This is a genomic window from Ruegeria sp. CG4 (assembly GCF_056537185.1).
In genome coordinates, this window is the sequence record NZ_JBQFRB010000001.1 from 898,379 (window position 1) to 923,261 (window position 24,883).

The 24,883-nt window shown below is 58.9% G+C and carries 21 protein-coding genes; 5 read left to right on the forward strand and 16 right to left on the reverse strand.

The annotated features are described in order from the left end of the window. Positions 1-36 precede the first annotated feature (36 nt). The 7 genes from ccmB to yajC form a co-directional block, all read right to left on the reverse strand. Positions 37-693: a heme exporter protein CcmB gene (gene ccmB, locus ACR0J2_RS04480; RefSeq protein ID WP_170610195.1), complete on the reverse strand. Its 657-nt coding sequence runs from the start codon at positions 691-693 to the stop codon at positions 37-39. Then, positions 690-1,304 carry a heme ABC exporter ATP-binding protein CcmA gene (ccmA, locus tag ACR0J2_RS04485; RefSeq protein WP_170610193.1) on the reverse strand — a complete coding sequence of 205 codons (615 nt, stop codon included), beginning with the start codon at positions 1,302-1,304 and terminating at the stop codon, positions 690-692. Before ccmA ends, ccmB begins: the two co-directional genes overlap by 4 nt. A gap of 147 nt (positions 1,305-1,451) precedes the next feature. Further along, the gene (locus ACR0J2_RS04490; RefSeq protein ID WP_480811772.1) at positions 1,452-1,805 is read right to left on the reverse strand and encodes an Mth938-like domain-containing protein; all 354 of its coding nucleotides are present in this window, start codon (positions 1,803-1,805) and stop codon (positions 1,452-1,454) included. Positions 1,806-1,814: 9 nt separating this feature from the next. Next, positions 1,815-2,561 (reverse strand): TSUP family transporter, encoded by a 747-nt coding sequence (locus tag ACR0J2_RS04495; RefSeq protein ID WP_480811773.1) that lies wholly within the window; start codon positions 2,559-2,561, stop codon positions 1,815-1,817. Next, positions 2,554-3,522 carry a protein translocase subunit SecF gene (gene secF / locus ACR0J2_RS04500; RefSeq protein WP_480811774.1) on the reverse strand — a complete coding sequence of 323 codons (969 nt, stop codon included), beginning with the start codon at positions 3,520-3,522 and terminating at the stop codon, positions 2,554-2,556. Before secF ends, ACR0J2_RS04495 begins: the two co-directional genes overlap by 8 nt. Before the next feature lies 1 nt (position 3,523). Further along, the gene (gene secD, locus ACR0J2_RS04505) at positions 3,524-5,185 is read right to left on the reverse strand and encodes a protein translocase subunit SecD (RefSeq protein ID WP_170619143.1); all 1,662 of its coding nucleotides are present in this window, start codon (positions 5,183-5,185) and stop codon (positions 3,524-3,526) included. Positions 5,186-5,218: 33 nt separating this feature from the next. Beyond that, entirely contained in the window at positions 5,219-5,506 is a 288-nt protein-coding gene (yajC, locus tag ACR0J2_RS04510) for a preprotein translocase subunit YajC (RefSeq protein ID WP_170610183.1), read from the reverse strand. 201 nt (positions 5,507-5,707) lie between these two features. Here yajC and ACR0J2_RS04515 point away from each other — a divergent pair, with 201 nt between their 5' ends. Together ACR0J2_RS04515 and serS are read left to right on the forward strand one after the other, a co-directional pair. Next, the gene (locus ACR0J2_RS04515; RefSeq protein ID WP_480811775.1) at positions 5,708-7,369 is read left to right on the forward strand and encodes a mechanosensitive ion channel family protein; all 1,662 of its coding nucleotides are present in this window, start codon (positions 5,708-5,710) and stop codon (positions 7,367-7,369) included. 85 nt (positions 7,370-7,454) lie between these two features. After that, positions 7,455-8,747 carry a serine--tRNA ligase gene (serS, locus tag ACR0J2_RS04520; protein WP_480811776.1) on the forward strand — a complete coding sequence of 431 codons (1,293 nt, stop codon included), beginning with the start codon at positions 7,455-7,457 and terminating at the stop codon, positions 8,745-8,747. A gap of 64 nt (positions 8,748-8,811) precedes the next feature. On the opposite strand, the gene ACR0J2_RS04525 is transcribed toward serS, so the two are convergent. From ACR0J2_RS04525 to ACR0J2_RS04545, 5 genes are all read right to left on the reverse strand, one after another. Continuing rightward, positions 8,812-9,396, reverse strand: a complete 585-nt coding sequence (locus tag ACR0J2_RS04525; RefSeq protein WP_170805453.1) for a helix-hairpin-helix domain-containing protein — start codon at positions 9,394-9,396, stop codon at positions 8,812-8,814. A gap of 91 nt (positions 9,397-9,487) precedes the next feature. Then, on the reverse strand, positions 9,488-10,474 hold the full coding sequence (locus ACR0J2_RS04530; RefSeq protein ID WP_170816605.1) for a fatty acid desaturase: 987 nt from the start codon (positions 10,472-10,474) through the stop codon (positions 9,488-9,490). A 433-nt stretch (positions 10,475-10,907) separates the two neighbouring features. After that, a complete protein-coding gene (gene der, locus ACR0J2_RS04535) occupies positions 10,908-12,371 on the reverse strand; it encodes a ribosome biogenesis GTPase Der (RefSeq protein WP_480811777.1) in 1,464 nt (487 codons plus the stop codon). 49 nt (positions 12,372-12,420) lie between these two features. Further along, positions 12,421-13,743 (reverse strand): PQQ-like beta-propeller repeat protein, encoded by a 1,323-nt coding sequence (locus ACR0J2_RS04540; RefSeq protein ID WP_170610172.1) that lies wholly within the window; start codon positions 13,741-13,743, stop codon positions 12,421-12,423. Positions 13,744-13,788: 45 nt separating this feature from the next. Beyond that, a complete protein-coding gene (locus tag ACR0J2_RS04545) occupies positions 13,789-14,460 on the reverse strand; it encodes a hypothetical protein (protein WP_170805450.1) in 672 nt (223 codons plus the stop codon). A gap of 226 nt (positions 14,461-14,686) precedes the next feature. Here ACR0J2_RS04545 and ACR0J2_RS04550 point away from each other — a divergent pair, with 226 nt between their 5' ends. Together ACR0J2_RS04550 and ACR0J2_RS04555 are read left to right on the forward strand one after the other, a co-directional pair. After that, a complete protein-coding gene (locus ACR0J2_RS04550; protein WP_480811778.1) occupies positions 14,687-15,919 on the forward strand; it encodes an efflux RND transporter periplasmic adaptor subunit in 1,233 nt (410 codons plus the stop codon). Continuing rightward, entirely contained in the window at positions 15,916-19,713 is a 3,798-nt protein-coding gene (locus ACR0J2_RS04555; protein WP_480811779.1) for an efflux RND transporter permease subunit, read from the forward strand. The genes ACR0J2_RS04550 and ACR0J2_RS04555 overlap by 4 nt, the downstream gene beginning before the upstream one ends. 30 nt (positions 19,714-19,743) lie before the next feature. On the opposite strand, the gene ACR0J2_RS04560 is transcribed toward ACR0J2_RS04555, so the two are convergent. The 3 genes from ACR0J2_RS04560 to ACR0J2_RS04570 form a co-directional block, all read right to left on the reverse strand. Next, positions 19,744-20,154, reverse strand: a complete 411-nt coding sequence (locus tag ACR0J2_RS04560) for a DUF2147 domain-containing protein (protein WP_480811780.1) — start codon at positions 20,152-20,154, stop codon at positions 19,744-19,746. 64 nt (positions 20,155-20,218) lie between these two features. Next, positions 20,219-22,024 (reverse strand): ABCB family ABC transporter ATP-binding protein/permease, encoded by a 1,806-nt coding sequence (locus ACR0J2_RS04565; RefSeq protein ID WP_480811781.1) that lies wholly within the window; start codon positions 22,022-22,024, stop codon positions 20,219-20,221. Positions 22,025-22,103: 79 nt separating this feature from the next. Beyond that, the gene (locus tag ACR0J2_RS04570; RefSeq protein ID WP_480811782.1) at positions 22,104-23,579 is read right to left on the reverse strand and encodes a LysM peptidoglycan-binding domain-containing protein; all 1,476 of its coding nucleotides are present in this window, start codon (positions 23,577-23,579) and stop codon (positions 22,104-22,106) included. Positions 23,580-23,705: 126 nt separating this feature from the next. On the opposite strand from ACR0J2_RS04570, the gene ACR0J2_RS04575 reads away from it, so the two are divergent. Beyond that, positions 23,706-24,257 (forward strand): TIGR00730 family Rossman fold protein, encoded by a 552-nt coding sequence (locus ACR0J2_RS04575; RefSeq protein WP_170805445.1) that lies wholly within the window; start codon positions 23,706-23,708, stop codon positions 24,255-24,257. Positions 24,258-24,310: 53 nt separating this feature from the next. Here the strand turns inward: ACR0J2_RS04575 and ACR0J2_RS04580 are convergent, their stop codons facing one another. Beyond that, complete coding sequence (locus ACR0J2_RS04580; protein ID WP_170676343.1) at positions 24,311-24,769, reverse strand: baeRF12 domain-containing protein; 459 nt, start codon at positions 24,767-24,769, stop codon at positions 24,311-24,313. Positions 24,770-24,883: the final 114 nt, after the last annotated feature.

Below are 24,883 nucleotides of genomic sequence, written 5' to 3' on the forward strand. Positions count from 1 at the left end.
CTGTTCTCAATTGACATCAGTCAAAGTTGTGGCGGTTCACCGCAGATTGATCCGCAGCACGGCGGCGCTGGCAAAGGGCAGCAGGGCTATGGTTGCTGCCGTAATTCCGGCCAGCATCAACAGGGGCGTTTGTGTTTCCATGCCAGTCGCGCCCCGCCGGGCGACTTCGGCACCGAAAATCAGCGTCGGCACATAAAGCGGAAGAACCAGCAGTGACAGCAGCAGTCCGCCACGTTTGAGCCCCACGGTCAGCGCCGCGCCAAACGTGCCGATGACGCTCATCGCCGGGGTGCCGATCAGAAGCGAGATGACCAACCAGAAAAACCCCGGCGCAGGCAGGTTCAGCAACACGCCCAGAAACGGCGCGGCCAGGACCAACGGCAAGCCGGTGGTCAGCCAATGGGCCAGCGCCTTGATCGTCACGACAGCCTCGAGCGGCAGTGGCGCGGTGGCCAGAAGGTCCAGTGATCCGTCCTCCCAATCCAGTGCCAGAAGACGATCCAGCGACAAGAGGCACGCCAACAGCGCCCCCAGCCACAGGACGCCTGGCGCGATGGTCGACAGCAGCGAGGATTGCGGCCCTACGGAAAACGGCACCAGAACGGTGACTATCAGAAAAAAGGCCAGACCCAGACCAAAGCCCCCGCCCGCACGGAAGGCCAGCTTCAAGTCGCGCAATAACAGGGCGATCACAGGAAACCTCCGTCAAAATCGTCGATGGGTTTTGGTTTGGCCTTGTTGGGACCGACATCCAGAACCTCTCCGTCAAGCCCTAGGTCGATATGGGTGGCGATCAGGGCCGAACCACCCTGCCCCAGATGTGCCCGCACCGCATCGGCGAACATCTGCACGGCATTGCGATCCAGAGACACGGTGGGTTCGTCCAACATCCAGATCGGGCGTCCGGTAACCAGCATTCGGGCCAGACCCAGACGACGTTTCTGACCTGCGGACAGGTTGCCTGCGTGGCGGTCTGCCAGATCATTCAGGTCAAAGGCGTCCAGCGCGGGCTGAATGTCCGGTGTGCCAAAAACCGAAGCCCAGAAAGTCAGGTTTTCTGTCACTGACAGGGTGGGTTTCAAACCATCCGAATGCGCGGCATAGGCGATCCGGTCTTCAGCCCCTTCGATCCGGCCAGCCAAGGGCGGCTGCAACCCGGCCAGCGTTCGCAGCAGGGTAGTTTTTCCAATCCCGTTGGGGCCGCGCAGGATCAGTGCGCGGCCGGGTTCCAGCACAAAGCTCAGTCCCTCGAGAACAGGGATACCACCCCGGGTGACGGCAAGATCGCTAACGGTCAGTGTCATGAGTTCCGCTTATCTTATTGCTGCCAGACGCAAAAGGTGGGATTTGCCGCAGGAGAACAGCCTTTGCGATTAAGGAAGGAAGCGGAGCGAGGGGCCAGCCCCTCGCGCTCCCCGGGATACTTTTGGCCAGATGAAGAGCGGATCCGGTCAAACGGGGATCAGGGCCAGCGCCACGCGCCGGCCTTCGGATAGCAGCACGTTATAGGTGCGGCAGGCCGCTGGTGAGTTCATGATCTCGACCCCAAGCCCTGCGTCCTCCAATGCGACACGCAAGTCGGCCGGGATATGAGACAGTTCAGCGCCGGTGCCGATGAAGACCACATCGACGTCGTCGGACAACTCCAGCAAAGCGTCCTGATCATCGTAGCCGCCCCAACCGGCGGTGCCGGTCGGACCGGTTAGAACAGATCCTTCGTAGACCTGCCCTCCAATGCGGAAGAAGCCCGGACCGTAGCCGTCAACCGGTGCAGAGCTGTTATATGTTATCTCGTTCAAGCGCATGGCCCGTGTTTATCCCCAAAGCGGCAGGCCCGACAAGGCCGCAACGGCAATCGCCAGATAGGCGCTTGCCCGGTAGATCCTCTCGCGCTCGGGCCGGAAAAGCCACCCTCCCAGCCAGTTTCCAGCCAGATTCGGAACGGCCAGCGCCAAACCCAGCCCGATCGACGTCAGGGTGACCCGACCCATTCCAGTCAATATCCCAAGCAGCAGGAAATCAAAGGCAAAAAGGAACAACAGAATGGTGGCCCGAACAACTTCAATCGGCAGCGGGCGCGACATGTAGAACAGAATGACAGCAGGGCCCGGCAACCCCGCTACACCACCAAGGAAACCAGCGGCTGTTCCAATCCCCGCAACCATGGCGCGGCGCACGCGCCCCCGATAGCGCAGCCCCGAGACAAGGACGGCGAGCATGAACAGTGAGATCAGACTGACCGCGTACCGGAACACCACGGGTTCCACCTGCGTCAGCAGCCACAACCCGATCGGCAACGTCACCACACAACCAAGGACCAGCCGCAGAAGATCCGACCGATCGACGGCGACCCAGGCCCGGCGTAGATTCGGAACCGGACCGAAAATATCCATGACTGTCAGGGCAATCAGCGCACCGAACGGGCCCAGAAATGGCGCGGACAGGGGCAAAAAGATCAAAGCGGTGCCGAACCCGGAAAAACCGCGTACGACACCGCCCAGAAAAGCCGCGAATAAAACAATGGCCAGCCCCACCGGGGACTGGCCCGAAAGCTCAGGCATCGATGTTTGCGAACTGGTTGCCTGCCGTGTTTGACGGCTTGGACCAGTCGCGCTTGACCCCCAGCCACAGCAAGATGGTCGATGCCACGAAGACCGAGGAATAGGTGCCCACGATCACGCCCCAGATCATCGCAAAGACAAAGCCGCGGATCACGTCCCCGCCCAGTACATACAACGAAATCAGCGCCAGCAGAGTGGTGACCGAGGTCATCACCGTCCGGCTGAGTGTTTCGTTGATCGAAAGGTTCAGAACCTCTTTGAGGTCCTTTTTCTTGTACTTGCGCAGGTTCTCGCGCACCCGGTCGAACACAACCACTGTGTCGTTCAGAGAGTAGCCGACAATGGTCAGAAGCGCCGCGATGATGGCCAGATCGAAGCGGATCTGCAGTTCTGAAAAGATACCGATGGTCAGGATCACGTCATGTACCAGCGCGGCCACTGCACCCAGGGCAAACTGCCATTCGAACCGCAGCCAGATGTAGACAAGCACCGCAGCGATGGCCAAAGCCACAGCGATTACCGCAGTCTGGATCAGCTCGCCGGACACTTTTGGACCAACGGATTCGACCGAGACGAACTGAATATCCGGCACCGCAGCTTGCAACGCCCCTTCCACTGCTGTCACGGTTGCAGCGGAAACGGCTTCGGCATCGGCTTGCGCCTGAATGCGGATCATTGCGACGTTTTCGTCCTCGCCGAAAGTCGGATCGAAAATCTCGGTGATGGTCACGTCACCCAGTTCGAGCGGCGCGATGGCATCGCGATAGGCGCCCACATCAATTTCCTGCGCGCTTTGCGTCCGGATCGTGGTGCCGCCGCGAAAGTCGATGCCAAAGTTCAGGCCCTGGATCAGGAACGAGGCGAAGCCCACTATCATCAGCAAAGCCGAAATGCCCAGCCAGACTTTCCAGCGGTTGAAGAAATCGAACGAGGTTTCCTTGGGAACAAGTCTCAGTCGCATATCAAACCTCGATCGTTTTGGGGCGGCGGCGTTCGAACCACATGACGATCATCAGGCGCGTCACGAAGATCGCGGTGAAGACCGAGGTCAGAATGCCCAGACCCAGAGTGATGGCAAAGCCGCGCACCGGACCGCTGCCCATGGCGAACAGGATCGTCGCAGTGATAAATGTAGTGACGTTGGCGTCCAGAATGGCCGACAGCGCCTTTTCATAACCCAACTCTATAGCGCGCGAGGGGCCTCTGGCGGATTTCAGTTCCTCGCGTATGCGCTCGAAAATCAGCACGTTGGCGTCGACTGCCATACCAACCGTCAGAACGATGCCCGCAATACCCGGCAGGGTCAGCGTTGCACCGATCACCGAAAGAAGGCCGAACAGCAGACCAACGTTGATGATCAACGCGATATTGGCGAACACTCCGAACAGGCCATAGCTGAGTGCCATGAAGACCAGCACTGCGGCAAAGGCGACCGTGGTGGCCACCTTCCCAGCATCGATGCTGTCCTGCCCCAGTTCGGGACCGATGGTACGTTCTTCGAGGAACTCAAGCCCCGCAGGCAGGGCACCGGCGCGCAGCAGCACAGCCAGGTTGGTGCTTTCTTCCACTGTGAAATTGCCGGTGATGATACCGGACCCGCCCGGAATGTGGGATTGGATCACTGGGGCCGAAATCACCTCATCATCCAGTACAATCGCGAACGGTGCACCGATGTTATCGAGGGTATAGTCGCCGAACTTGCGCGCGCCCGAGGTGTTGAACCGGAAGCTTACTGCTGGGCGACCGTTCTGGTCGAAGGACGGTTGCGCATCCACCAGTTCTTCACCGGTCACGACCGGAGCGGATTCGATGGTGTAGAATACTTCGCTTTCGTCCAGCGAGGGCACGACTTTTTCACCGATACCCGGTACGGCATCCGGGTCGGTCCCACGGCCCACAACCGGATTAAAGGTCAGTTGTGCGGTCGTTCCGATGATCTCTTTCAACTCACCTGCGCTGCCGACGCCCGGGACCTGAATCAGAATACGGTCCGCACCCTGACGCTGAATGGTGGGTTCGCGTGTTCCGACCTCATCGATACGGCGACGGATGATTTCCAGCGCTTGACGCACGGTCCGGTCATCCGATGCCAGTTTCTCGGCTTCGGACAATTGCACGACGATCATGTCACCGTCGGCGCGCGCTTCGATGTCGGTCGCCCCAACACCGGTCAGCGTCTGCACCTGACGCGCAAGACCACGTACAACTTCCAGCCCGCGCGACATGCCCTCGGGCTGGCTGATCCGTACGCGAATCTCATCCGGTGCGGATGGCTGCTTGCGGATGGTGCCTACCGTCCCGCGTTCATCGCGCAGGGCGTCGCGAATTTCCGGCCACATCGCCTCCATTCGGGCTTCGTAGACATCGCTGGTCTGGACTTCGGCCAAGAGATGCGCGCCACCGCGCAAATCGAGGCCCAGGTTGACCAGTGAAGACGGCAGCCAGTTGGGCCACTGGGCGGCCTCGGCCTGCATTTCCGGAGTATCAATGCCAAGTTCAATGGCGGTTTTGGCGTCGTTCGATTGCTCGACACGCGTATAGAACGCATTCGGCAGGGCCATGAGCAGGCCGATCACACAGACCGACCAGATCAGAACCCGCTTCCAGGTATCAATGTGCAGCATTACCCTGCCTTTTCAAGGGATTGTCGCGCGAAGTTATTTCGCAGGCTCGGTCTTGTTCAGAACCTGTGCAATGGTCGATTTGACCACACGCACCTTGACGCCTTCAGCGATCTCGACCTCGATCTCGTTCTCGCCTTCCTTGACCTTGGACACTTTGCCGATCATCCCGCCCTGGGTGACGACCTGATCGCCCCGGCGCACGGCGTCGACCATCGCCTGATGTTCCTTCATCTTCTTCTGCTGCGGACGTATCAGCAGGAAATACATGATCGCGAAAATCAGGATCAGCGGGAGAAACTGGGCGATTGCGCCACCTTCCATGGGACATTCCTTTTACTTTGGATCGCGGACAAGCTCCGCAAATTTGGCGGGAACCTATGCTTTGAGGTGTCCGTTTGCAAGCAAAGGCGGCGGTGTAACCCGTCCTGATTGTGTCACCGTGTCGAAAGATGTTTCCAAGCGTTGCAGATATACCCTAGGAACGACGGTCAGGCGGGGTATAGTCAGGCCGTGGGGGTCACAATGAATCAGCTATATAAACACCTGCAAGCATTAAAAGTTTTGCTGATCGCAGCCCTGCTGGCTTTTGCCATGTGCACTGCCGGACAGACACAAGAAGCACCCCCCGAAATTCTGGCCCCCGAGACCGATGAAACGGATGTTTTCAAGGCCCCGGTGGTCGTCGATGGCGAAACACTGTTCTTCCTGCGCGGCTCCAGCGCATTGCCGGCATCGGAACGGGCCGAGCAAGTCCAGAAGATTATTGTCGAAGTCGCCGAATCTTCGGAAGACCCCGATGTCGACATTACTTTCGAAAAAACCGATCTCGGTACACGCATTTTCGCTGATGGCGTCAGAGTTTCGATCGTTACCGTCGCCGATGCGGAACTGGACCAGATGGAACTGGACGTTCTCAGCCTTCTGCATGGCGACGCGATAGAAGAGGCGATTGTCGACTACCGTGCGAACCGGACGGACCAGGCGCGCGTGTCAGGCGCGATCGAAGCATTGGCCTGGACTGTCGGCTTTGCATTGTTTGTCATCATTATCATGTGGCTTCACCGGCGCATTCGGCGACGCACCCTGAAGCTGGTCAAGCGCTATCTCAAGGACGTCGAAACAGCGACCGCCAAAAGCGTTCAGGCCGAAGCAATTGCAGCCCTGATCCGATACGGCCTGAATTTCATCCTGCTGGTTATCTTCTTTTTGGGCTTTTACTACTACCTGTCCTTTGTCCTTCTGGCCTTTGCCGAAACCCGGTATTTCGCGCAACTGCTTCTGACCTATCTGACGGAACCTGTCCTGCTGATCTTCAAGGGCATCCTCAGCTATATCCCGAATCTGATCATGCTGGGCCTGATCGCCTGGATCACCGTCTACATCATCCGCGGCATGAGGGTTTTCTTTGATGCGGTCGAGGCCGGGTCCTTCGAAATGGGCGATTTCGAAAAGCACTGGGTGAATCCGACATTCAACATTGCCCGTGTCATCGTGATCCTGATCGCGCTGGTCTTTGCCGTGCCCTACATTCCGGGCTCGGATTCGGCCGCGTTTCAGGGGCTGACCATTCTGGTCGGTGCAATGCTGTCGCTGGGTGCGAACTCGGTCGTGTCGAACATGCTTGCTGGCCTGTTTGTGATTTATCGCCGTTCAACTTCGATCGGGGATCGCATTCAGATTGGTGATCATATCGGTGACGTGGTGCAGATCAAGTTGATGGAGACACATCTGAAGTCCATCAAGAATGAGCTGATCTCGATCCCGAACGCGCAACTGATGAACTCGGATGTGGTGAACTTTTCCAAGCAAACAGATGGCAGCGGCCTGTTGTTGCACACCACTGTCGGCATCGGCTATGAAGAGCCGCCCGAAAAGGTCGAGGCGATGCTGATCGAGGCGGCCAACCGTACCAAAGGGATCAAGTCCAAGCCCGTCCCCTTTGTACTGTGGACCGCGCTGGCCGATTACGCGATCAACTACCAGATCAACGGGTACACCACACGCGGCAGCATAATCCCGAAAATCCGCTCGGATCTGCATCGCAATATCGTGGCCGTTTTCAACGAAAACAGTGTTCAGATCATGACGCCCTCTTATATGGCCGATCCACCCGAACCCAAGATCCCTGCCGAGGCTTGGGACGGCCATCTGGCGCATGAAGTCACCGAAGAGGAAGAGAAATAGTCCGGGCGTCTTGTCCCGGCTACACCCTCCCCGCGAGATAGTGCATAAGCGGTTCCAGTGATTCACGTATTCAAGGATCTGAACAATGCACGACATCCGCGCCATTCGCGAAAACCCAGCCGCCTTCGACGCCGCCCTTGCGCGCCGTGGGGACGCGCCGGTGTCGTCGGACCTGCTAAGGCTGGATGAAAGCCGCCGCGCCAAGATACTTGCCGCCGAGACCGCTCAGGCCGAGCAGAACAAGGCCAGCAAAGAAGTCGGCGCCGCCAAGGCGCGCGGCGACGAAACCGAGTTCGAGCGTCTGCGCGCGCTGGTGGCCGAGAAAAAGGCCGAGATCGCCCGGATGCAGACCGAGGCCAAGGATCTGGACGCCCTGCTGATCGATCAGTTGGCGCGCATTGCCAACGTCCCTGCCGACGACGTGCCGCAAGGCGCGGACGAAAACGAAAATGTCGAGGTCAATCGCTGGGGTGCTCCGCGAAATTTCGCATTTGAACCCAAGGAACACTACGAAATCCCTGCCGTTGCCGCGGCGATGGACTTTGAAACCGCCGCCAAGACCAGCGGTAGCCGGTTCGTGAACCTGTCGAAAGGCGTCGCCCGCATTCATCGCGCACTGGCCCAGTTCATGCTGGACACGCATATCGAAAAGAATGGCCTGACGGAAATGCAGACGCCCGTTCTGGTGCGGGACGAGGCGATGTATGGCACCGACAAGCTGCCCAAATTCGGCGAGGACAGCTATCAGACAACCAATGGCTGGTGGCTTATTCCGACATCCGAGGTCACGCTGACCTATTCCGTCGCCGGTGACATTCTGGAAGAAAGCGCCCTGCCCGTCCGCATGACCGCGCACACCGCCTGTTTCCGGTCCGAAGCCGGAAGCGCAGGCAAGGACACGGCAGGCATGTTGCGCCAGCACCAGTTCGAAAAGGTCGAGATGGTCTCGATCACACATCCCGACAACTCGGATGACGAGCAAAAGCGTATGCTGCGTTGCGCCGAGGATTTGCTGGAGCAATTGGGCATCCCCTATCGCACCGTGGTTCTGTGCACGGGTGACATGGGCTTCGGCGCGCGCCGGACCTACGACATCGAGGCATGGCTGCCGGGGCAGGATGCATACCGCGAGATCAGTTCGGTTTCGACAACAGGGGCATTTCAAGCCCGCCGCATGAACGCGCGTTTCCGCCCCGAAAGCGGCGGCAAGCCGGAATATGTTCACACCCTGAACGGTTCGGGTCTTGCGGTTGGGCGCTGCCTGATTGCCGTCCTGGAAAACGGCCAGAATGAAGACGGAACCGTTACCCTTCCGGACGTCCTGGCCCCCTACCTGGGCGGCAAGCTGACTTTGCAGACGGACGGCACGCTGGCCTGAAACAAAGAACCGGCAACCGTCTGAAACGGTGCCGGTTTTCGAAACAAGTCGAGGCAGAGAGGGACTACTTCTTCGCCTTTTTTTTGTCCTTCTTCTTTTTTCCCTCTTTTTTGCCAGACTTCTTGGCGGCGTCTTTGCCTGACTTCTTGGCAACGTCTTTCTTCGCCTTGTCCTTTTTGGACTTGGCCTTCTGTTTGGCTTTTTTGGACTTGGCCTTCACTTTATCTTTCGCCTCGGAAAAGGCCGCCTCCATCTCGCGCCGCTTCTTGGCGGCTTTTTCGGCTTTGGCCTTGGCTTTGGCCTTTTTCTGGGCTTTGGCTGCTGCCTGTTCCTTCGCAGCTTTTTCTTCGGCCGCCTTGCGCGCCTCTTCTTTTGCCCGCTTTTCAGCGGCAGCCGCCGCTACGGTTTTGCGGGCCGCAGGTTTTCGGGCCGGTGCGCGCCGGGACGTCGGCTTGGTCCCAGTTGGCTTGGCAACAGCTTCCTTGGCGGCTGCGATCAGTGTTTGCGCACGTGATGCACCAATGCGCGGGATTTTGACCAGATCAGCGGCGTTTGCCTTGGCGATGGCTTCCGCAGTTTTGAAACCATTGTCGCTCAACGATTTTGCAAGCGCTTGGCCCACACCTTTTATGTTGGTCACTGCGGTCATTACTGGTCCTTTCCAATTCGTCGCTCGAATACATATATACGTCGGATGTACATCCCCCCAACCCCCTGATAGCTTGGCTCACCGCATGATGTTAGCCGCTATGAGCCAGATCGCCTGTCGTGGATTTCCTGGGGAACGGAACAAGGCGTTTAGCATCCTCATCCCAGAGCTTCAGGTTCAGTGCTGCCACCGCCTCGCGAAACTTGATCCGCCGCGGGGTGAATTCAGGCGGCAGGTTATAGTGGCAGGCGCGCAGTCGATAGGACGGGATGCGCGCGTTGAAATGGTGGATATCATGCAGCGTGATGCAGGCGACCGCATTGTCGAACCACCAGCCGAAGTCCAGCGCTGAAGAACCCTGCAAAGCGGCAACCTGTGGGTCCAGATCCGGGCGGCGATCCCAGTATGTGTCTTCAAAGTTATGCTGAAGATACACAAGAAACACCCCCAGCATTCCGCCCAACAACGAAAAAACCAACCAGACCAGAATCCCCGTTGTCCCGGCCACATAATAAAGCAAACCCAGAAACACGATGATCGACAGATTGTGCAACAGCACCCCACCTGCCCCAAATCGCACGGTGTTCTTGGGCCAGCGATAGCGAATGAAGTAGGTGAACAGCGCACCAACCGGCACGAGGATGAACGGATTGCGATAAAGCCTGTAGAACAGACGGGATTTCCAGTCTGCGCGCTGCCATTCGCGCAGCGTCATGGTGTGAATTTCACCGGTCTCACGATGTTCCAGATTGCCGATACCGGCGTGGTGCAGATTGTGGTTCTGCTTCATCACCTCGAAAGGTGCAAAGGTGAAGGGTGACAAGCCATGCCCCGCCCATTCGTTCTGTTGACGCGTCTCAAACAGGGAATGATGGCCGCAATCGTGCTGCAACACGTAAAGGCGCACTGCCGAAAATGCGAAAACAATGCCGGCCGGGACCATGACATACCACCGGTCCACGAAGATGATCGCCAAAGCCAGCGATGTGAAATACACCGCAAAAGTCCCAAAATAGCTCAGGCTGGCAAGCCGATTGTCCTGAACCGCATATCGGCGGGTATATTCCCTGAGATCCATAACCGCCCCACTTTCCTCTGTTGGCCGGTGTGAACGTTCATCGTCAGATTATACACGAATAGTCTCAAAGCAAGACCGGCGCGGGTAATTGTTATGCTCCAACAATGGCATAGATAGCATTTTCTTTCAGACATTGTCCAAGTGATCGGGGAAATCCGCTCAAGTCTTTGCCAAGCTGTTCCGTCACCGGCGCCCAGATTGACCCTACGGCACCTTTGCCTCGCATTCTCAAGATCAAAACTGACGGCGCCAGTACGTACAAATATCGCGATATTCTTATCTTTTTTGACTCATGTTCGCGATTGACCGGAATTGGGGCCGCGCCCTTCGCAATTTTCGTGAACCGGCCGAAGCGTACCGAGGCTTTGGAACCGGGCACATATCAAGAATCCATGATCCGGTCCGGCTGCGTCAGCCGGACCAGACCCAAAGATCAGCCGCGCCCCTTCAGGTGCTTTGCCAGGGCCCCGGCGTTTTTCTTGCGCCGCCCCTTGTATGGGTTCTTGTCCCCTTGCCCACGCAGGGTCAGCCGGATTGGTGTGCCGGGCATGTCGAAATCCTCACGCAACCCGTTCACCAGATACCGCGAATAACTGTCCGGCATCTTGTCCGGGTGCGAGCACATGACCACGAACCCAGGCGGGCGGGTCTTGGCCTGGGTCATATAGCGCAGCTTGATCCGACGTCCCTGCGGTGCCGGCGGCGGGTGCTGTTCCAGCATGGCTGCCAGCCAGCGGTTCAGGGCTGCGGTCGGCACACGGCGATTCCAGACGTCATGAGCGCGCAGGATGGCGGCACGAAGACGCTCAAGCCCCCTGCCCGTTTTCGCTGAAACGGTGATCAGCGGGGCACCGCGCAACTGGGGCAACAGCCGCTCAAAGGACTCTTTCAGATCGCGCAGTTTTTCCTGCTTGTCCTCTTCGATGTCCCATTTATTGACCGCGACGACCACGGCACGGCCTTCGCGTTCGGCCAGATCGGCGATGCGCAGGTCTTGTTGTTCAAACGGTATGGCCGCGTCCAGCAGAACCACCACGACCTCGGCAAACTTGACCGCGCGCAGCCCGTCCGAGACGGACAGCTTTTCCAGCTTCTCCTGCACCTTGGCCTTCTTGCGCATTCCGGCGGTGTCAAAAATCCGCATCGGCGTGCTGTTGCCATCGGGATCGGCCCAGTCGATCCGCAAGCTGATGGCATCGCGGGTAATCCCGGCTTCGGGACCCGTTAGCAGACGATCTTCACCCATAATCTTGTTGATCAGGGTGGATTTTCCGGCGTTTGGACGACCGACAACAGCGACCTGAAGCGGTTTCGCATCGGTGATCAGGCGCGCTTCGCCTTCGCCCTCTTCGTCCAGTTCCACATCTGTCACAGGCGTCTCATCGGCCTGTTGTTCTGCCATCGCGTCCGCCAGAGGCATGAGGTGGGCGTAAAGGTCGGTCATTCCTTCGCCATGCTCGCCCGACAGGCGTACGGGCTCTCCCAAACCCAGATTATAAGCCTCAAGCACGCCGGCATCCGCCGCATTTCCTTCGGCCTTGTTGGCCGCAAGGATGACATGTTTGGATCGTTTGCGCAGGATTTCCGCGAACATCTCGTCCGTGGGGGTCAGCCCCACACGCGCATCGATCATGAACAGGCAGACATCGGCCATATCCACCGCGCGCTCGGTCAAGCGGCGCATCCGCCCCTGCAGACTGTCATCCGCTGCATCCTCAAGACCCGCCGTATCGATCACGGTGAATCGCAGATCGCCAAGCCGCCCTTCGCCTTCGCGCAGGTCACGTGTCACGCCGGGCTGATCGTCGACCAGGGCCAGGCGCTTGCCCACAAGGCGGTTGAACAGTGTGGATTTGCCCACATTCGGGCGCCCCACGATAGCGAGGGTCAGCGACATGATACTCAACTTTCAAGACTCAAGATGCGCCCTTTAGCGCATCTTGCCGTCAACGGAAAGCGTGCAGTGCACCTTTGGTGGACACGATATACAAAGTGCGCCCCGCGACAACGGGCGACGCGGTCGCCCCGCCGGGGACTTCGATCCGGTGAACCAGGGTTCCGTCAACCGGGCTGTAAAAGCGCACATACCCGTCATTCGAGGCCACAACGATGCGCCCGCCAGCAAGGATCGGACCATAATGCGCAAAGATCGCCCCGCGCCGTCCGGGCTTGTCCTTGACAAATCCGGGCAGGTCCTGCGCCCAGATCACCGATCCGTCTGTTGCGTTCAGTCGCACCAACTGGCTGCGGTCGCTGATCAGGAAGACGCTGTTTCCGACCGGCCAGACCGTATCAACCGCACCTTCGTTGGCGGTCCATTTACGTTCTCCGGACCCACCTTCCAGCGCCACGGTCCGGCCCGAGTGGTTGCCAATGTAGATCGTGTCCCCGGTTACCATTGGCCCCCCGGTGACATCAACGATCCGGGCTGCCGCGCGACCACGACGTCCGCCCGCGACCGAAGCGTTCCAGCGGCGGATGCCGCCCCTGCGGAACGTCGCGGCAATATCACCGGATCCGAAAGCAAAGACCGCGAGGTCCGAGGTCAGCGCGGGCGACGGTGCCCCAAGCACGTTCCCCACGCTGGGTGTCCCTTCGACCTGCCAGGCAATACGGCCATCCTTGGTATTCACAGCCCAGCCGGTCTCATCCCCGGCGACGACGTAAAGCAACCCGTCTTTGACCAGCGGCGCACCGCTGCCGGTTGCGTTCAGCCGTTTTTGCCAGCGTTGCGCGCCGGTCTTGGCATCCAGCGCCGTGAGGCGACCAAACCCGGATGAGACGTACAAGACCCCGTCGGCATAGGCCATGCCGCCACCTGTCGCGTCGGAATCACCGTCGCTTGGAGGGATAAGGTTGGTGCTCCAGGCGACCTGCCCCTGAGGTGTAACGGCCGATACTGTGGCTCCGGAATCAAGGGTATAAATCAGCCCGCCTGCAACAACCGGTTCTGCTGTAATCCGTTTCTTACGGGAATCGCCTTCGCCAATCGAAGTGGACCAGATGCGCTGCGGTGCTGAGCTGAGCGCAGCGTTTGTGGTTCGGAAAGCGGCTGTGCCCGGGCTCTGCGCCCAATTGGCGTTCGATGTCTGCCCCGGCAGGCTGATTGGTTTGGACCCACGGGTTTCAACAGTTTCGGTATCGGACGCAGGACGGATGTCTTCGCGCTCACCGGGCAGAATGACTTCGGGTTCCTGACAGGCCGCAAGCGTCGTCAGGGCAATCGCCGCCAATGGCAGTCCAATGCGGGGGAATAGTCTCGTTACCATGATGTTCCGAACTCGCCTGTCGTCATTCTTGTTTCGCTGTCTCAATCAGCCTTGCTGGGCGACCAGTTGTTCCGGTTCGCCCCCCAGCGCCACGATCAGCTGGGTCGCACGCTGCTGCAGATCGACACCAACTTCGGCATCCTGCCGCAGCGCTTGCAGACGATCAATCGCGGCGGCGGTGTTGCCCTCGGCGACATCAATCAGCGCAAGCTGTTCTTCTGCCAACAGACGCAGCGGCGCACCGGGCGCGGCCAGTGCCTCGAATTGCAGGCGACGCTCGTCCGCCGAAAGGGTTTCACTTTGCAACAACAACGCCTTGAAGCTCGCGATGGCGCGATAGATTTCGGGCAGATCAGCTTGCGTCGCAACCGCGTTCAGGCTGGTCACGGCATCCTGCGCCGAACCGGCCTCGTTCTGCGATGCGGACAGCAGCATTTTCAGGACTGCGTCCCCACCCGGCGATTGCGTTTGTATCCCGCTTAGACCGGCGGCACGTTCGGCGGAATCATCTTGCGACAGCGCCGCAAGAATTTCATCGCCCAGCGCCTGAGCCTGACTTGTGATGCTGGCTTTACGATATTCGTTGAAAGCGGCCCCGCCTACGATAAGCACAACCGCTGCAATGCCCACCCAGCCCCAGCGGCGCAAAAGCAGATACAGCCGGTCGCGGCGCACCTCTTCTGTCACCTCATCAATGAAACTGTCGACGTCGCTCATCCCTGCCCCCAGGCTTAGTGTCCTGTCATATTAGCGCCATGTCATACCCCGGCACCACGTCCAAGCCAAGGGTCCGATTTCGCACATTTTCACCGGCTTAGTGCGCCCTTGCGAAAAAAACTAAACCGAACTATTCAGTTCAGTATGGAAATGGCCTATGCCGGACCCCATTTTGAGGCATAAGCGCCAGTGAAAATCTGGCAATGAATCCTAGGAGAATTTCTGCATGCGATTGATTTCATTCGCAAACGCGCTTTTGGTAATTGTTGCATTATACTTTTTGGTGTTCGAAAGGGACGCGCTGTTCGCCTTTGCTGGAAAAGATGACGTAACGGAAGCACAAGCCGCTGAAGGTGGTGAGGGCGCGGAAGCTGCCCAAAATCCGGATGCAATCAAGGTCGTCGCCTTGCGGTCATCGGCGCGCGAGATCGACAGCGCAGTGCTGTTGCGTGGCCAGACCAAGGCGAACCGTCAGGTCGAAGTGCTGGCCGAAACGATATCGACCGTTGTGTCAGAACCCAAGCGCAAGGGCACTTTTGTCGAGGCCGGAGATCTTTTGTGCGAACTCGACCCTGGCACCCGCCCGGCCAGTCTGGCCGAAGCGATGGCGGGCAAGCTTGAGGCCGAAAGCCGCATCCCCGAAGCCGAAGCCCGCCTTGCTGAAGCACATGCGCGCGTGGCCGAGGCCGAGATCAACCTGAAAGCAGCGCGTAAGCTGTCTGAAACGGGTTTTGGGTCGGAAACACGCCGGATTTCCAGCGAAGCGGCCATGAGCACTGCTGAAGCAGGTGTGAAATCGGCCGAAGCGGGTCTGGAGGCCACTCGCGCCGGTATCGAAGCTGCTGCAGCCGAGGTGAAAGCGGCCCAGCGCGAGATTGACCGCCTTACCATCGAAGCGCCGTTCCGTGGCCTGCTGGAAAGCGACACGGCGGAATTGGGCAGCCTGATGCAGCCGGGATCGCTGTGTGCAACCGTCATCCAGCTGGATCCGATCAAGCTGGTGGGTTTTGTTCCCGAGACCGAAGTGAACCGGATCATTGTGGGGTCCGAGGCTTCGGCCAAACTGGTGACCGGTCTTGAGGTTACGGGCCGTGTGACATTCCTCAGCCGTTCCGCCGATGAAACCACCCGGACCTTCGAGGTTGAGATCACCGTTCCGAACTCGGAACTGGCCATCCGCGACGGCCAGACCGCTGACATTCGCATCGCAGCCGAAGGCGCCAAGGCGCACCTGCTGCCGCAATCCGCATTGACGCTGAACAATGAAGGCCAATTGGGGGTTCGCACAATTGCAGCGGGCAATGTAGTCGACTTCATGCCTGTTCATCTGCTGCGTGACACCTCAAGCGGTGTCTGGATCGACGGATTGCCTGAAACGGTGGATATCATTGTCGTCGGGCAGGAATTCGTGACCAAAGGCGTCAGTGTCGCGCCGACCTACCGGGAATTGTCGCAATGACGGGTATTGTCAGTTGGGCCGCCGACAGGGCCCGAATGGTCCTGGCCTTCATCGCGATCTCGTTGATGGTTGGCGGGTTTGCTTATGTCAGCCTGCCAAAAGAAGGCGAGCCGGACATCGAAATCCCGGCTCTGTTCGTCTCGGTTTCGTTCCCCGGTATTTCGGCAGAGGATTCCGAGAACCTGCTGATCAAGCCCATGGAAACCGAACTGGCGGATCTGGACGGTTTGAAGGAAATGACCGCCACCGCCGCAGAAGGCTATGCCGGGATTGCGCTTGAATTCGACTTCGGCTGGGACAAGACCGCGATCACCGCCGATGTCCGCGACGCGATGAACAGCGCGCAGGCTGATTTCCCCGACGGGGCCGAGCAGTACTCGCTGAACGAGATCAACTTCTCCGAATTTCCAATCGTCATAGTCAACCTGACCGGCGCGGTTCCCGAACGCACAATGGCCCGTGTTGCCAAAGACCTGCAGGATGATCTTGAAGCGCTGGATTCCGTTCTGGAAGCCGGGATTGCCGGCAATCGGGACGAACTGCTTGAAGTGGTGATCGACCCCTTGCGGCTTGAGGCTTACAACGTCACCGCCGCAGAACTGATCAACGTTGTGCAGAACAACAACCAGCTGATCGCTGCTGGTGAGGTCGAGACGGCGCAAGGCACCTTCTCGGTCAAAATCCCTTCGTCCTTCAAGACAGCGCAGGATGTTTACGGCCTGCCGGTCAAGGTCAATGGCGACCGCGTTGTCACGCTGGGCGAACTGGCGCAGATCAATTACACCTTTGAAGACCGTGAAGGCACTGCCCGGTTCGATGGGGAGGCCACCGTTGCCTTGCAGGTGGTCAAGCGCAAAGGCTTTAACGTCATCGACACGGTCAACGAGGTCAAAAAGGTCGTTGCCGAGGCTCAGAAGATCTGGCCACCGGAACTGGCGGCAGCAGTCGACGTCGGCACGTCGAATGACCAGAGCCGTATCGTCGGCTCGATGGTAAGCCAGCTTGAAGGTTCCGTCCTGACGGCCGTTGCGCTGGTGATGATCGTTGTGCTGGCGTCGCTGGGCACCCGTGCCGCGCTGTTGGTGGGTTTTGCGATTCCGACCTCGTTCCTGCTGTGCTTCGCCTTCCTGGCCATGATGGGCGTCAGCATTTCGAACATGGTGATGTTCGGCCTGATCCTTGCGGTCGGGATGCTGGTCGACGGGGCCATCGTGGTGGTCGAATACGCCGACAAGCGCATCAAGGAAGGCGTCGGCCCGATGCACGCCTATGTCGAGGCGGCACAGCGGATGTTCTGGCCCATCGTATCATCGACGGCGACCACGCTTTGTGCGTTTCTGCCCATGCTGTTCTGGCCCGGCGTTCCGGGCGAGTTCATGAAGATGCTGCCGATCACGTTGATCTTCGTTCTGTCATCCTCTCTGATTGTGGCGCTGATCTATCTGCCCGTGATGGGCGGTGTTTCGGGCCGGTTGAGCCGGACTTTTGACCGCACGTCGAATTGGCTGCGCGCGCGAACCCGCTGGTGGGTACGCGCCGTATTGGTGCCGCCATCGCTCTACCTGATTTTCCTGGGTGCGATGCAGGTGCTGAACCCGACCTATCTGCTTCCAATCGGCGGCACCGCAGGCAGTTTGTTCGGCGCGTTCCTGTTTCTGACGGGTGCCTTTGCAGGATCCGTCACGCTGAGCGCGGCAAAGATCGAACGCCGCGAAGACGACCATGTGCACACGGCCAAAGAACACACGGTCTTTGGCTATATGGTGAAATTCCTCGTTGGAAATCCGATCATGCCGATCGTCTCGATCGCGGTGATCGGATTTGCCGTTGTATCTGTGATGACGGCCTTTTCGAACAACAACCGCGGCGTCGAGTTTTTTGTCGAGACTGAGCCCGAACAGGCCACCGCCTATGTCCGCGCCCGTGGCAACCTGTCTCTGGCGGAAAAAGACGCAATTGTTCTGGCCGCTGAACAGACCATCAGCGCGCACCCGGCTGTTATCAACGTCTTCGCCTTTGCCGGTGAAGGTGGGCTGAACCAGAACACCGGTGGCGCGCAGGCCCCCGGCGACACCGTTGGCCGTGTGCAGTTCGAAATCATCCCGTGGGAAGACCGCCCGAATGTGTCAGAGCCGATCCTTGGCGGCCTGTTTGACCGTCATTTCATCGATCCCAATTACGACGGCGATAGGGTGCTTGAGGAACTGACCGCAAGTCTGGCCGAACTGCCCGGAATCATCGTCGAGCTTCAGCCGCTGGATCAGGGTCCGGCCTCGGCCAAACCGGTGCATCTGCGCATCAAGGGCAACAATTGGGAGGAGTTGACCTCAGCAACCCTGTCCGCGCGCGAGGCGTTCGACACCACCCCCGGTCTGGTCAGGATCGAGGACACCCTGCCCCTGCCCGGCATTGACTGGCAGATCGACGTGGACGTGGCCAAGGCGGGTCGGTTCGGGGCCGATGTGGCGACCGTGGGCGCGATGGTGCAGCTGGTCACACGCGGTATCCTGCTGGGTGAGATGCGCCCGGACAATACCGACGAAGAAGTCGAGATTCGTGTGCGTCTGCCCGAAGAAGACCGCGTTCTTTCCACGCTGGATTCGCTGAAGGTCCGCACTTCGGACGGTCTGGTGCCACTATCGAATTTCGTAACCCGCAAGCCGGTTGAAAAACTGGCCGAGATCAACCGCATCAATCAGGAGCGGTATTACGACATCAAAGCGGACGTAGAACCGGGGCTGAGCAAAGTCGTTATCACCGACGCGGACGGCACAGAACAAAGGCTGGCCGTTGTCCGGGCGGTTGCGGAAGGCGCGGAGCCTAAGGGCGCGACCCTGACCAGCCCCGATGGTGAGGCGTATGAGATTGTCGAGCTGACCAGCAGCCAGAGCGCCGAGGATATCCGGTCTGCGATCGAGGATGGCGGCGCGCAGTTCTCGCTGATCAACCCCAATGAACGGATTGCCGTCCTGACGGAGTGGTTGGACACTGGACCTTTCTCGAAAGCAGTCAGCTGGGAATGGACCGGCGACCAGGAGGAACAGGAAGAATCCGGCGCCTTCCTTGTAAATGCGTTCATGGGTGCGCTGGGATTGATGTTCGTGATCCTGCTGGCGCAGTTCAACTCGTTCTACAACTCGGTGCTGGTGCTGCTGGCGGTTGTTCTATCGACAACCGGGGTGCTGATCGGAATGATGATCATGCAACAGCCGTTCTCGATCATCATGACCGGGACGGGCATCGTGGCGCTGGCCGGGATCGTGGTGAACAACAACATCGTTCTGATCGACACTTATCAGGAATACAGCCGCTACATGCCCCGGATCGAGGCCATCGTCCGCACGGCCGAGGCGCGCATTCGTCCGGTTCTGCTGACCACTTTGACCACGATGGCGGGTCTGACACCGATGATGTTCGGTCTGTCGCTGGACTTCATCAACGGCGGTTATTCCATCGACAGCCCCACCGCCCTGTGGTGGAAACAGCTTGCCACTGCGGTTGTCTTTGGCCTGGGTATTGCGACCGTACTGACACTGATCGTGACACCATCGCTGTTGGCGCTGCGAGTCTGGGTGGCGACCTACACAATCTGGCTGGGCAAGGCACTGGCCCGCGCCTCGGCAGGCCGCGCCAGCCGGCTGGCACAGGATATGGCCATTGGACGGGCGGCGCGAAAAGCGCAGGCGACCGAGGTTATCTGGGAGGACGATGAGGTCATAGACGCTCTGTCCGTGGCCAAAACGGACCAGGCGTCGGATCAGCCACCTAATCCGCCTCTGAAAGCAGCTGAATAAAGATCATGGGCCGGCCAACACCGGCCCTTTTCAATTCTGCAATCGTGTCCAGGTCTGATGGCCGCAGAGGTGATGTTCACATCCTTTGACCTTGAGCGTGTCGCCCTGCAACGTCATCTGAGGCACCGCCTCGACATCCAGCAGTGGCACCCAAAACTCTCCGCCGCCATATGTGCCCGAACCTTCGCTGGACACATCCCAGAACAGTTTCTTCCCGATATTGGGCGTCTGCACCTCTTTTCCGGATTTGTCATAGGCCGACAAAATCTGACCGCAAAACTTGTCGCCACACACCGTAATCTTGATGTGCGAGATCAGGTCCTTTCGATCCGGCTCGGTCTTCCAGACGCCTTCGATCGGATCAGCTGCGGCCAGCGTGGGAAGGTTGATAGCCACGGCAAGTATGCCCGCAATTGTGCCTTTTCGAACAAATCGACGCATCGGAAATCTCCTGTAAGAACAGGCTTATTTTATCACAAAATCATCCTGCCGGACACAACGCGCGTCAGGCAGCCTGCGTGTCCGATTGCTGCCGGTTCCATAGCTGCGCATAGCGTCCGGCTCGAGAGAGCAATTCGTCATGCGTGCCCTGTTCCAGGATCTCGCCCCGTTCCAGCACAACGATGCGATCGGCCTCGGCAATTGTGCTCAGTCGGTGAGCGATGGTCAGCACAGTCCGCCCCTCTCCCGCCCGCGCTAGGGCGTCCTTGATGTCCTGTTCGGTGTCGGTATCCAGCGCCGAGGTCGCCTCATCCAACAACAAAATCGGCGGATTCTTCAGCAAGGTGCGCGCGATACCCACGCGCTGCTTCTCACCGCCTGACAGTTTCAGCCCCCGCTCGCCAACCTTTGTGTCATAGCCGTCAGGCAGGCTGGCGATGAAGTCGTGTATCTGAGCAGCTTTCGCGGCCTCTTCCACGTCGGACTGGCTGGCTCCTTCGCGGCCATAAGCAATATTGTAGCGGATCGTGTCATTGAACAGAACGGTGTCTTGCGGCACGACACCGATGGCCGCGTGCAGACTGGTCTGACTGACATCGCGGACATCCTGTCCGTCGATTTTCAGCGCGCCACCTGTGACATCGTAGAACCGGAATAAAAGCCGCCCGATGGTCGACTTGCCGGACCCAGTCGCCCCGACGATTGCAACGGTCTGCCCTGCCGGTACGGTCAGGGATACACCTTTGAGGATTTCCCGGTCAGCCTCATACCCGAACCGCACATCTTCCAACGTCACCTCGCCGCCATTCACCTTCAAATTGGGTGCACAAGGCTTGTCGGTTACCTCGGCGGGCTGTTCGAGCAGATCGAACATCTGCCCCATATCCACCAGAGACTGGCGGATTTCGCGATAGACCGTGCCCAGGAAATTCAGCGGCACGGTGATCTGGATCATGTAGGCGTTCACCATCACGAAATCGCCCACCGTCAGGCCTCCGTTCTGCACGCCAATGGCCGCAAGAACCATGACACCGATCAGCCCGCACGTGATCAGGAAGGACTGTCCAAAATTCAGAAAGGCCAGCGAATAAGCGGTCTTGAGCGCGGCCTTTGCATAAGCCTTCATCGAAACGTCATACCGTTCGGCTTCGCGCATCTCCGCATTGAAATACTTGACGGTTTCGAAGTTCAGCAGGCTGTCGATAGCGCGCTGATTGGCTTCGGTGTCCTGATCATTCATCTCGCGGCGCAGCTTGACCCGCCATTCCGTCACCGCGAACGTGAACCAAATGTAAAGTGTGATGGTGACGGCGACGACAACCAGGTACCACACGTCGAACAGCCACATCAGAATGATCGCAACCAGCAGCAGTTCCAGGATCAGCGGCCCAATCGAAAACAACAGGAACCGCAGCAGGAACTCTACCCCTTTGACGCCCCGCTCGATAATCCGGCTCAGGCCGCCTGTTCGGCGTGTCACGTGATAGCGCATGGACAATTGGTGGATGTGTTGGAAGGTTTCCAGCGCAAGCGCACGCAAAGCACGCTGTCCAACCGGCGCAAAAGCCGCATCGCGCAATTGCTGGAAGCCAACGGTCATCATCCGCGCGACGCCATAGGCCACTGTCAGCCCGACAGCACCAAGCGCTATGGGCGGCACACCTTCGCCCGCCAACGCATCGACCGCGCCCTTGTACAGAATCGGCGTATATACCGCGATCAGCTTGGCCACGACCAGCATCGTCAGCGCCAGAACAACGCGGCGCTTAACCCACGGCTCGTCATCGGGCCACAGGTAAGGCGAAACCTTTCGGATCGTGCGCCAGCCAGAGCGCCGTTCGTCAGGTTCTGACCCGTTATCAGATTGCATTGGGGCTGTCCGTCGCTTCACGTGTCTGTCCTGAGATCAGAAATAGGCCCCCGCCCCCAAAAGGGCCAGAGCCGGGTGTTCATTCGGGGATGGTAAAGATTTGACCAGGATAAATCAGGTCCGGATCGCGGATCGAGTCGCGGTTGGCCTCGAAAAGTTTGACGTAGAGAATACCGTCACCAAAACGTTCCCGCGAAATCGCCCAGAGTGTGTCGCCTTTCTGAACCGTGACTGACCGGATTGCGGCTGTTTGGGTCTCGGCATCCGCTTCATCCAACTGATCAGCCGCCTGCAGCGTCTCGATTGGTTCTCGCTTGAATGGGGTTTCCAGTCGACTGACGACAGTTCCGTCCGGGGCTACCTCATCCACCCGCAATGTATAGATACCAGGGTCGATACCTTCGATCTCGCCCCGCCATTTTCCGTCTTCCGCAGACGGAAGATCGCCGACAAGGCGGTTGTCCAGATAAAGGCGCACAGCCGATCCGCCCTGCGCACGCCCCGTCAGCTCGACTTCGCCGGTTTCCGAATAGCCAATCGTATCCAATGCAATCTGATCCGGCTGCTGAGTTTGCGTCGCAGGAGGCTGCACCAGTTCGACACCTTCTTCACCAGACCGCAATACGGCGACCTGCTGATCCTGAGAAGCCTCGGCTGCCGGTTCAGATACTGTGGGTTCAGTATCTGCCTGTTCAGTTTCTGCGGTGTCGGTTTCGGCGGTTTCAGTATCTGCCGTTTCGGGTTCGGGCTGGGGCTGATCCTCAGAAGATGCCTCTGCCGTCTGCTCCTCTTGCGAAATCACAGGCTGTTGGTCTGTTCCCGTGTCTTCCGCTGCTGCGGTCTCGGTCGGTTCGGGTTCCGTGACTTCCACTTCGGATGCACCGGGCTCAACCGTTTGCGCTCCGGCTTCCTCTGACGGCTCGGCCGAAGCCACCTCGGTCTGTTGCGGCTCGGGCGCCGGTAGCGCCGCTATCAGGTAATCATCCGAACGCGACGCCGTGTCTCCGTCGGATGTCTCAAGCACCAAGCCCCTTGCGATATCGGAGAACGGGATCACCAGAAACTCGGCAAATTGCCCGCTGGCATCGACCGTGAAGCTGTGCACAGGCTCTCCATCCAGCAACACGCGGATTTCGGAACCCGGTTCGGCGGTGCCGGACAACAGGGCGTTCCCGTCCGTTTCGATATAAACCTGATCCAGAGCAGGCGCGATGACCGGCGTGGGCGCAGGTTCAACTGCCTCCCCGGTCTCGGCCTTTTCCTCGCCCGCCGGTTCCGGTTGGCTCTCGCCTTGCCCGGCCTGATCTACAGACTGCTCAGGCTCCGCCGTTTCCGCAGGCTGCACAGACTTTTCAGCGGTTTCTTCTGCTTCGGTGGTGACATCTTCCTGTGGCGCTTCGGCAGCGAGTTCGGTCTGCTGAGGCACCGGAGTGTCCTGTTCATCGCCAAAAATGCCGGACAGATACAAACCTCCCGCTCCGATCAGAGCTGCAATTCCAGCGATCAATCCCCAGAGGAAGTTTCCAGAGCTTCCGCTTCCCGACTTGGCGTCCATTCTTTTCCTTTCACTCCGCAGCGCAAATGCTTTGACTTTCACACATTCTGCCTGACGGTTGAGGCAACCTATCAATCCCGCTATCAGGGGTCAAAACCTCAGACACAAGCCCGGAGAACCCATCTGATGTCTCAGAAATCAGTCTGTGTGTATTGCGGGTCACGCAATGGCACAAATCCCGCCTATGCCGCAGCCGCCGAAGCGTTCGGCACATTGCTGGCAAATGAAGGCTGGCGTCTGGTTTATGGTGCCGGAGATGTCGGGCTGATGGGCGAGGTCGCGCGCGCGGCGCAGTCCGCCGGAGGGGAAACTTTCGGTGTCATCCCAGTGCATCTGGTCCGGCGCGAAGTCGGCAAGACCGACCTGACCCATTTCGTGATCACCGAGACCATGCACGAGCGCAAGAAGGTCATGATCATGAATGCAGACGCGGTTGTCGTTCTGCCGGGTGGCCCCGGGTCGCTGGACGAACTGTTCGAAGCCCTGACATGGCGGCAGCTAGGCCTGCACGACAAACCCATCCTGATCCTGAATGTTGATGGATACTGGGACAAGCTGCGCGAACTGGTCGCGCAGGTCATGGATCAGGAATTTGCCGATCCATCGCTGGGCGAGTTCCTGACCTGGGTGGACTCCCCAACAGGGGCCATTGAGGCCCTGCGTTCGCTTCTGACTTAACTTAGGATGTTCGGAACCCCGGGGGACCCTTTGGCCTCCCGGGGAAAAAATAGTCAGGCAACCGCAGGCTTTGCCAAGCGCTGACGCAAAACCTGTTCGACCTTGTGCAACGGGTGGTTTGTCAGGGTCTTGTCGACCTCGGCGACCACTTTGGCCAGCACCTCGCTGTGAAGCCGCCGGCGCAACAGGCCCAGAACATGAGGGCTGGCGACAAGAACAAGCCGCTTGAACGCACCTTTCAACCCCTTTCGATTCAGCAAATCCGCCACATCCTGAACGAACAAGGATTTGGCGTGGGCTTTCCAGTTCGTCTCTTCCATGGCCGACTTCTGGTTCGGCCCGGAATCGAACCGGCGTCCTGCCCTGTCCTTGGGTTTGTTGTCCGCTGTGTCCTGCTCTTCAACCGAGACGACGACAAGATTGGGATCTTCGGCGTCTGTGATGTTTTCCATCACCAGCGCCTTTTCCCCGTCTGCGATGATAACCCATGTTCCCTGTTCAATTGCGACCATAGTGATCTCCTGTATCGGCCGTTGAGGTCGCCCCCCGCCCTTTGGGCACAAGTCTTCTGTAGCGTGCCAACAGTGGATTGGCGCGCTTACTGTCGCTTGTCTATTTGATTTGCA

Excerpts from the sequence above, each read along its gene's own strand:
- ACR0J2_RS04570 (WP_480811782.1), bottom strand. The coding sequence starts at position 23,579 with ATGGACGCCAAGTCGGGAAGCGGAAGCTCTGGAAACTTCCTCTGGGGA.
- secF (WP_480811774.1), bottom strand. The coding sequence starts at position 3,522 with ATGCGACTGAGACTTGTTCCCAAGGAAACCTCGTTCGATTTCTTCAAC.
- ACR0J2_RS04580 (WP_170676343.1), bottom strand. The coding sequence starts at position 24,769 with ATGGTCGCAATTGAACAGGGAACATGGGTTATCATCGCAGACGGGGAA.
- secD (WP_170619143.1), bottom strand. The coding sequence starts at position 5,185 with ATGCTGCACATTGATACCTGGAAGCGGGTTCTGATCTGGTCGGTCTGT.
- ACR0J2_RS04575 (WP_170805445.1), top strand. The coding sequence starts at position 23,706 with ATGTCTCAGAAATCAGTCTGTGTGTATTGCGGGTCACGCAATGGCACA.
- ACR0J2_RS04540 (WP_170610172.1), bottom strand. The coding sequence starts at position 13,743 with ATGGTAACGAGACTATTCCCCCGCATTGGACTGCCATTGGCGGCGATT.
- ccmA (WP_170610193.1), bottom strand. The coding sequence starts at position 1,304 with ATGACACTGACCGTTAGCGATCTTGCCGTCACCCGGGGTGGTATCCCT.
- ACR0J2_RS04555 (WP_480811779.1), top strand. The coding sequence starts at position 15,916 with ATGACGGGTATTGTCAGTTGGGCCGCCGACAGGGCCCGAATGGTCCTG.
- ACR0J2_RS04515 (WP_480811775.1), top strand. The coding sequence starts at position 5,708 with ATGAATCAGCTATATAAACACCTGCAAGCATTAAAAGTTTTGCTGATC.
- ACR0J2_RS04565 (WP_480811781.1), bottom strand. The coding sequence starts at position 22,024 with ATGCAATCTGATAACGGGTCAGAACCTGACGAACGGCGCTCTGGCTGG.
- ACR0J2_RS04550 (WP_480811778.1), top strand. The coding sequence starts at position 14,687 with ATGCGATTGATTTCATTCGCAAACGCGCTTTTGGTAATTGTTGCATTA.
- ACR0J2_RS04525 (WP_170805453.1), bottom strand. The coding sequence starts at position 9,396 with ATGACCGCAGTGACCAACATAAAAGGTGTGGGCCAAGCGCTTGCAAAA.
- ACR0J2_RS04495 (WP_480811773.1), bottom strand. The coding sequence starts at position 2,561 with ATGCCTGAGCTTTCGGGCCAGTCCCCGGTGGGGCTGGCCATTGTTTTA.
- der (WP_480811777.1), bottom strand. The coding sequence starts at position 12,371 with ATGTCGCTGACCCTCGCTATCGTGGGGCGCCCGAATGTGGGCAAATCC.
- ACR0J2_RS04560 (WP_480811780.1), bottom strand. The coding sequence starts at position 20,154 with ATGCGTCGATTTGTTCGAAAAGGCACAATTGCGGGCATACTTGCCGTG.
- ACR0J2_RS04490 (WP_480811772.1), bottom strand. The coding sequence starts at position 1,805 with ATGCGCTTGAACGAGATAACATATAACAGCTCTGCACCGGTTGACGGC.
- ACR0J2_RS04530 (WP_170816605.1), bottom strand. The coding sequence starts at position 10,474 with ATGGATCTCAGGGAATATACCCGCCGATATGCGGTTCAGGACAATCGG.
- serS (WP_480811776.1), top strand. The coding sequence starts at position 7,455 with ATGCACGACATCCGCGCCATTCGCGAAAACCCAGCCGCCTTCGACGCC.
- ACR0J2_RS04545 (WP_170805450.1), bottom strand. The coding sequence starts at position 14,460 with ATGAGCGACGTCGACAGTTTCATTGATGAGGTGACAGAAGAGGTGCGC.
- yajC (WP_170610183.1), bottom strand. The coding sequence starts at position 5,506 with ATGGAAGGTGGCGCAATCGCCCAGTTTCTCCCGCTGATCCTGATTTTC.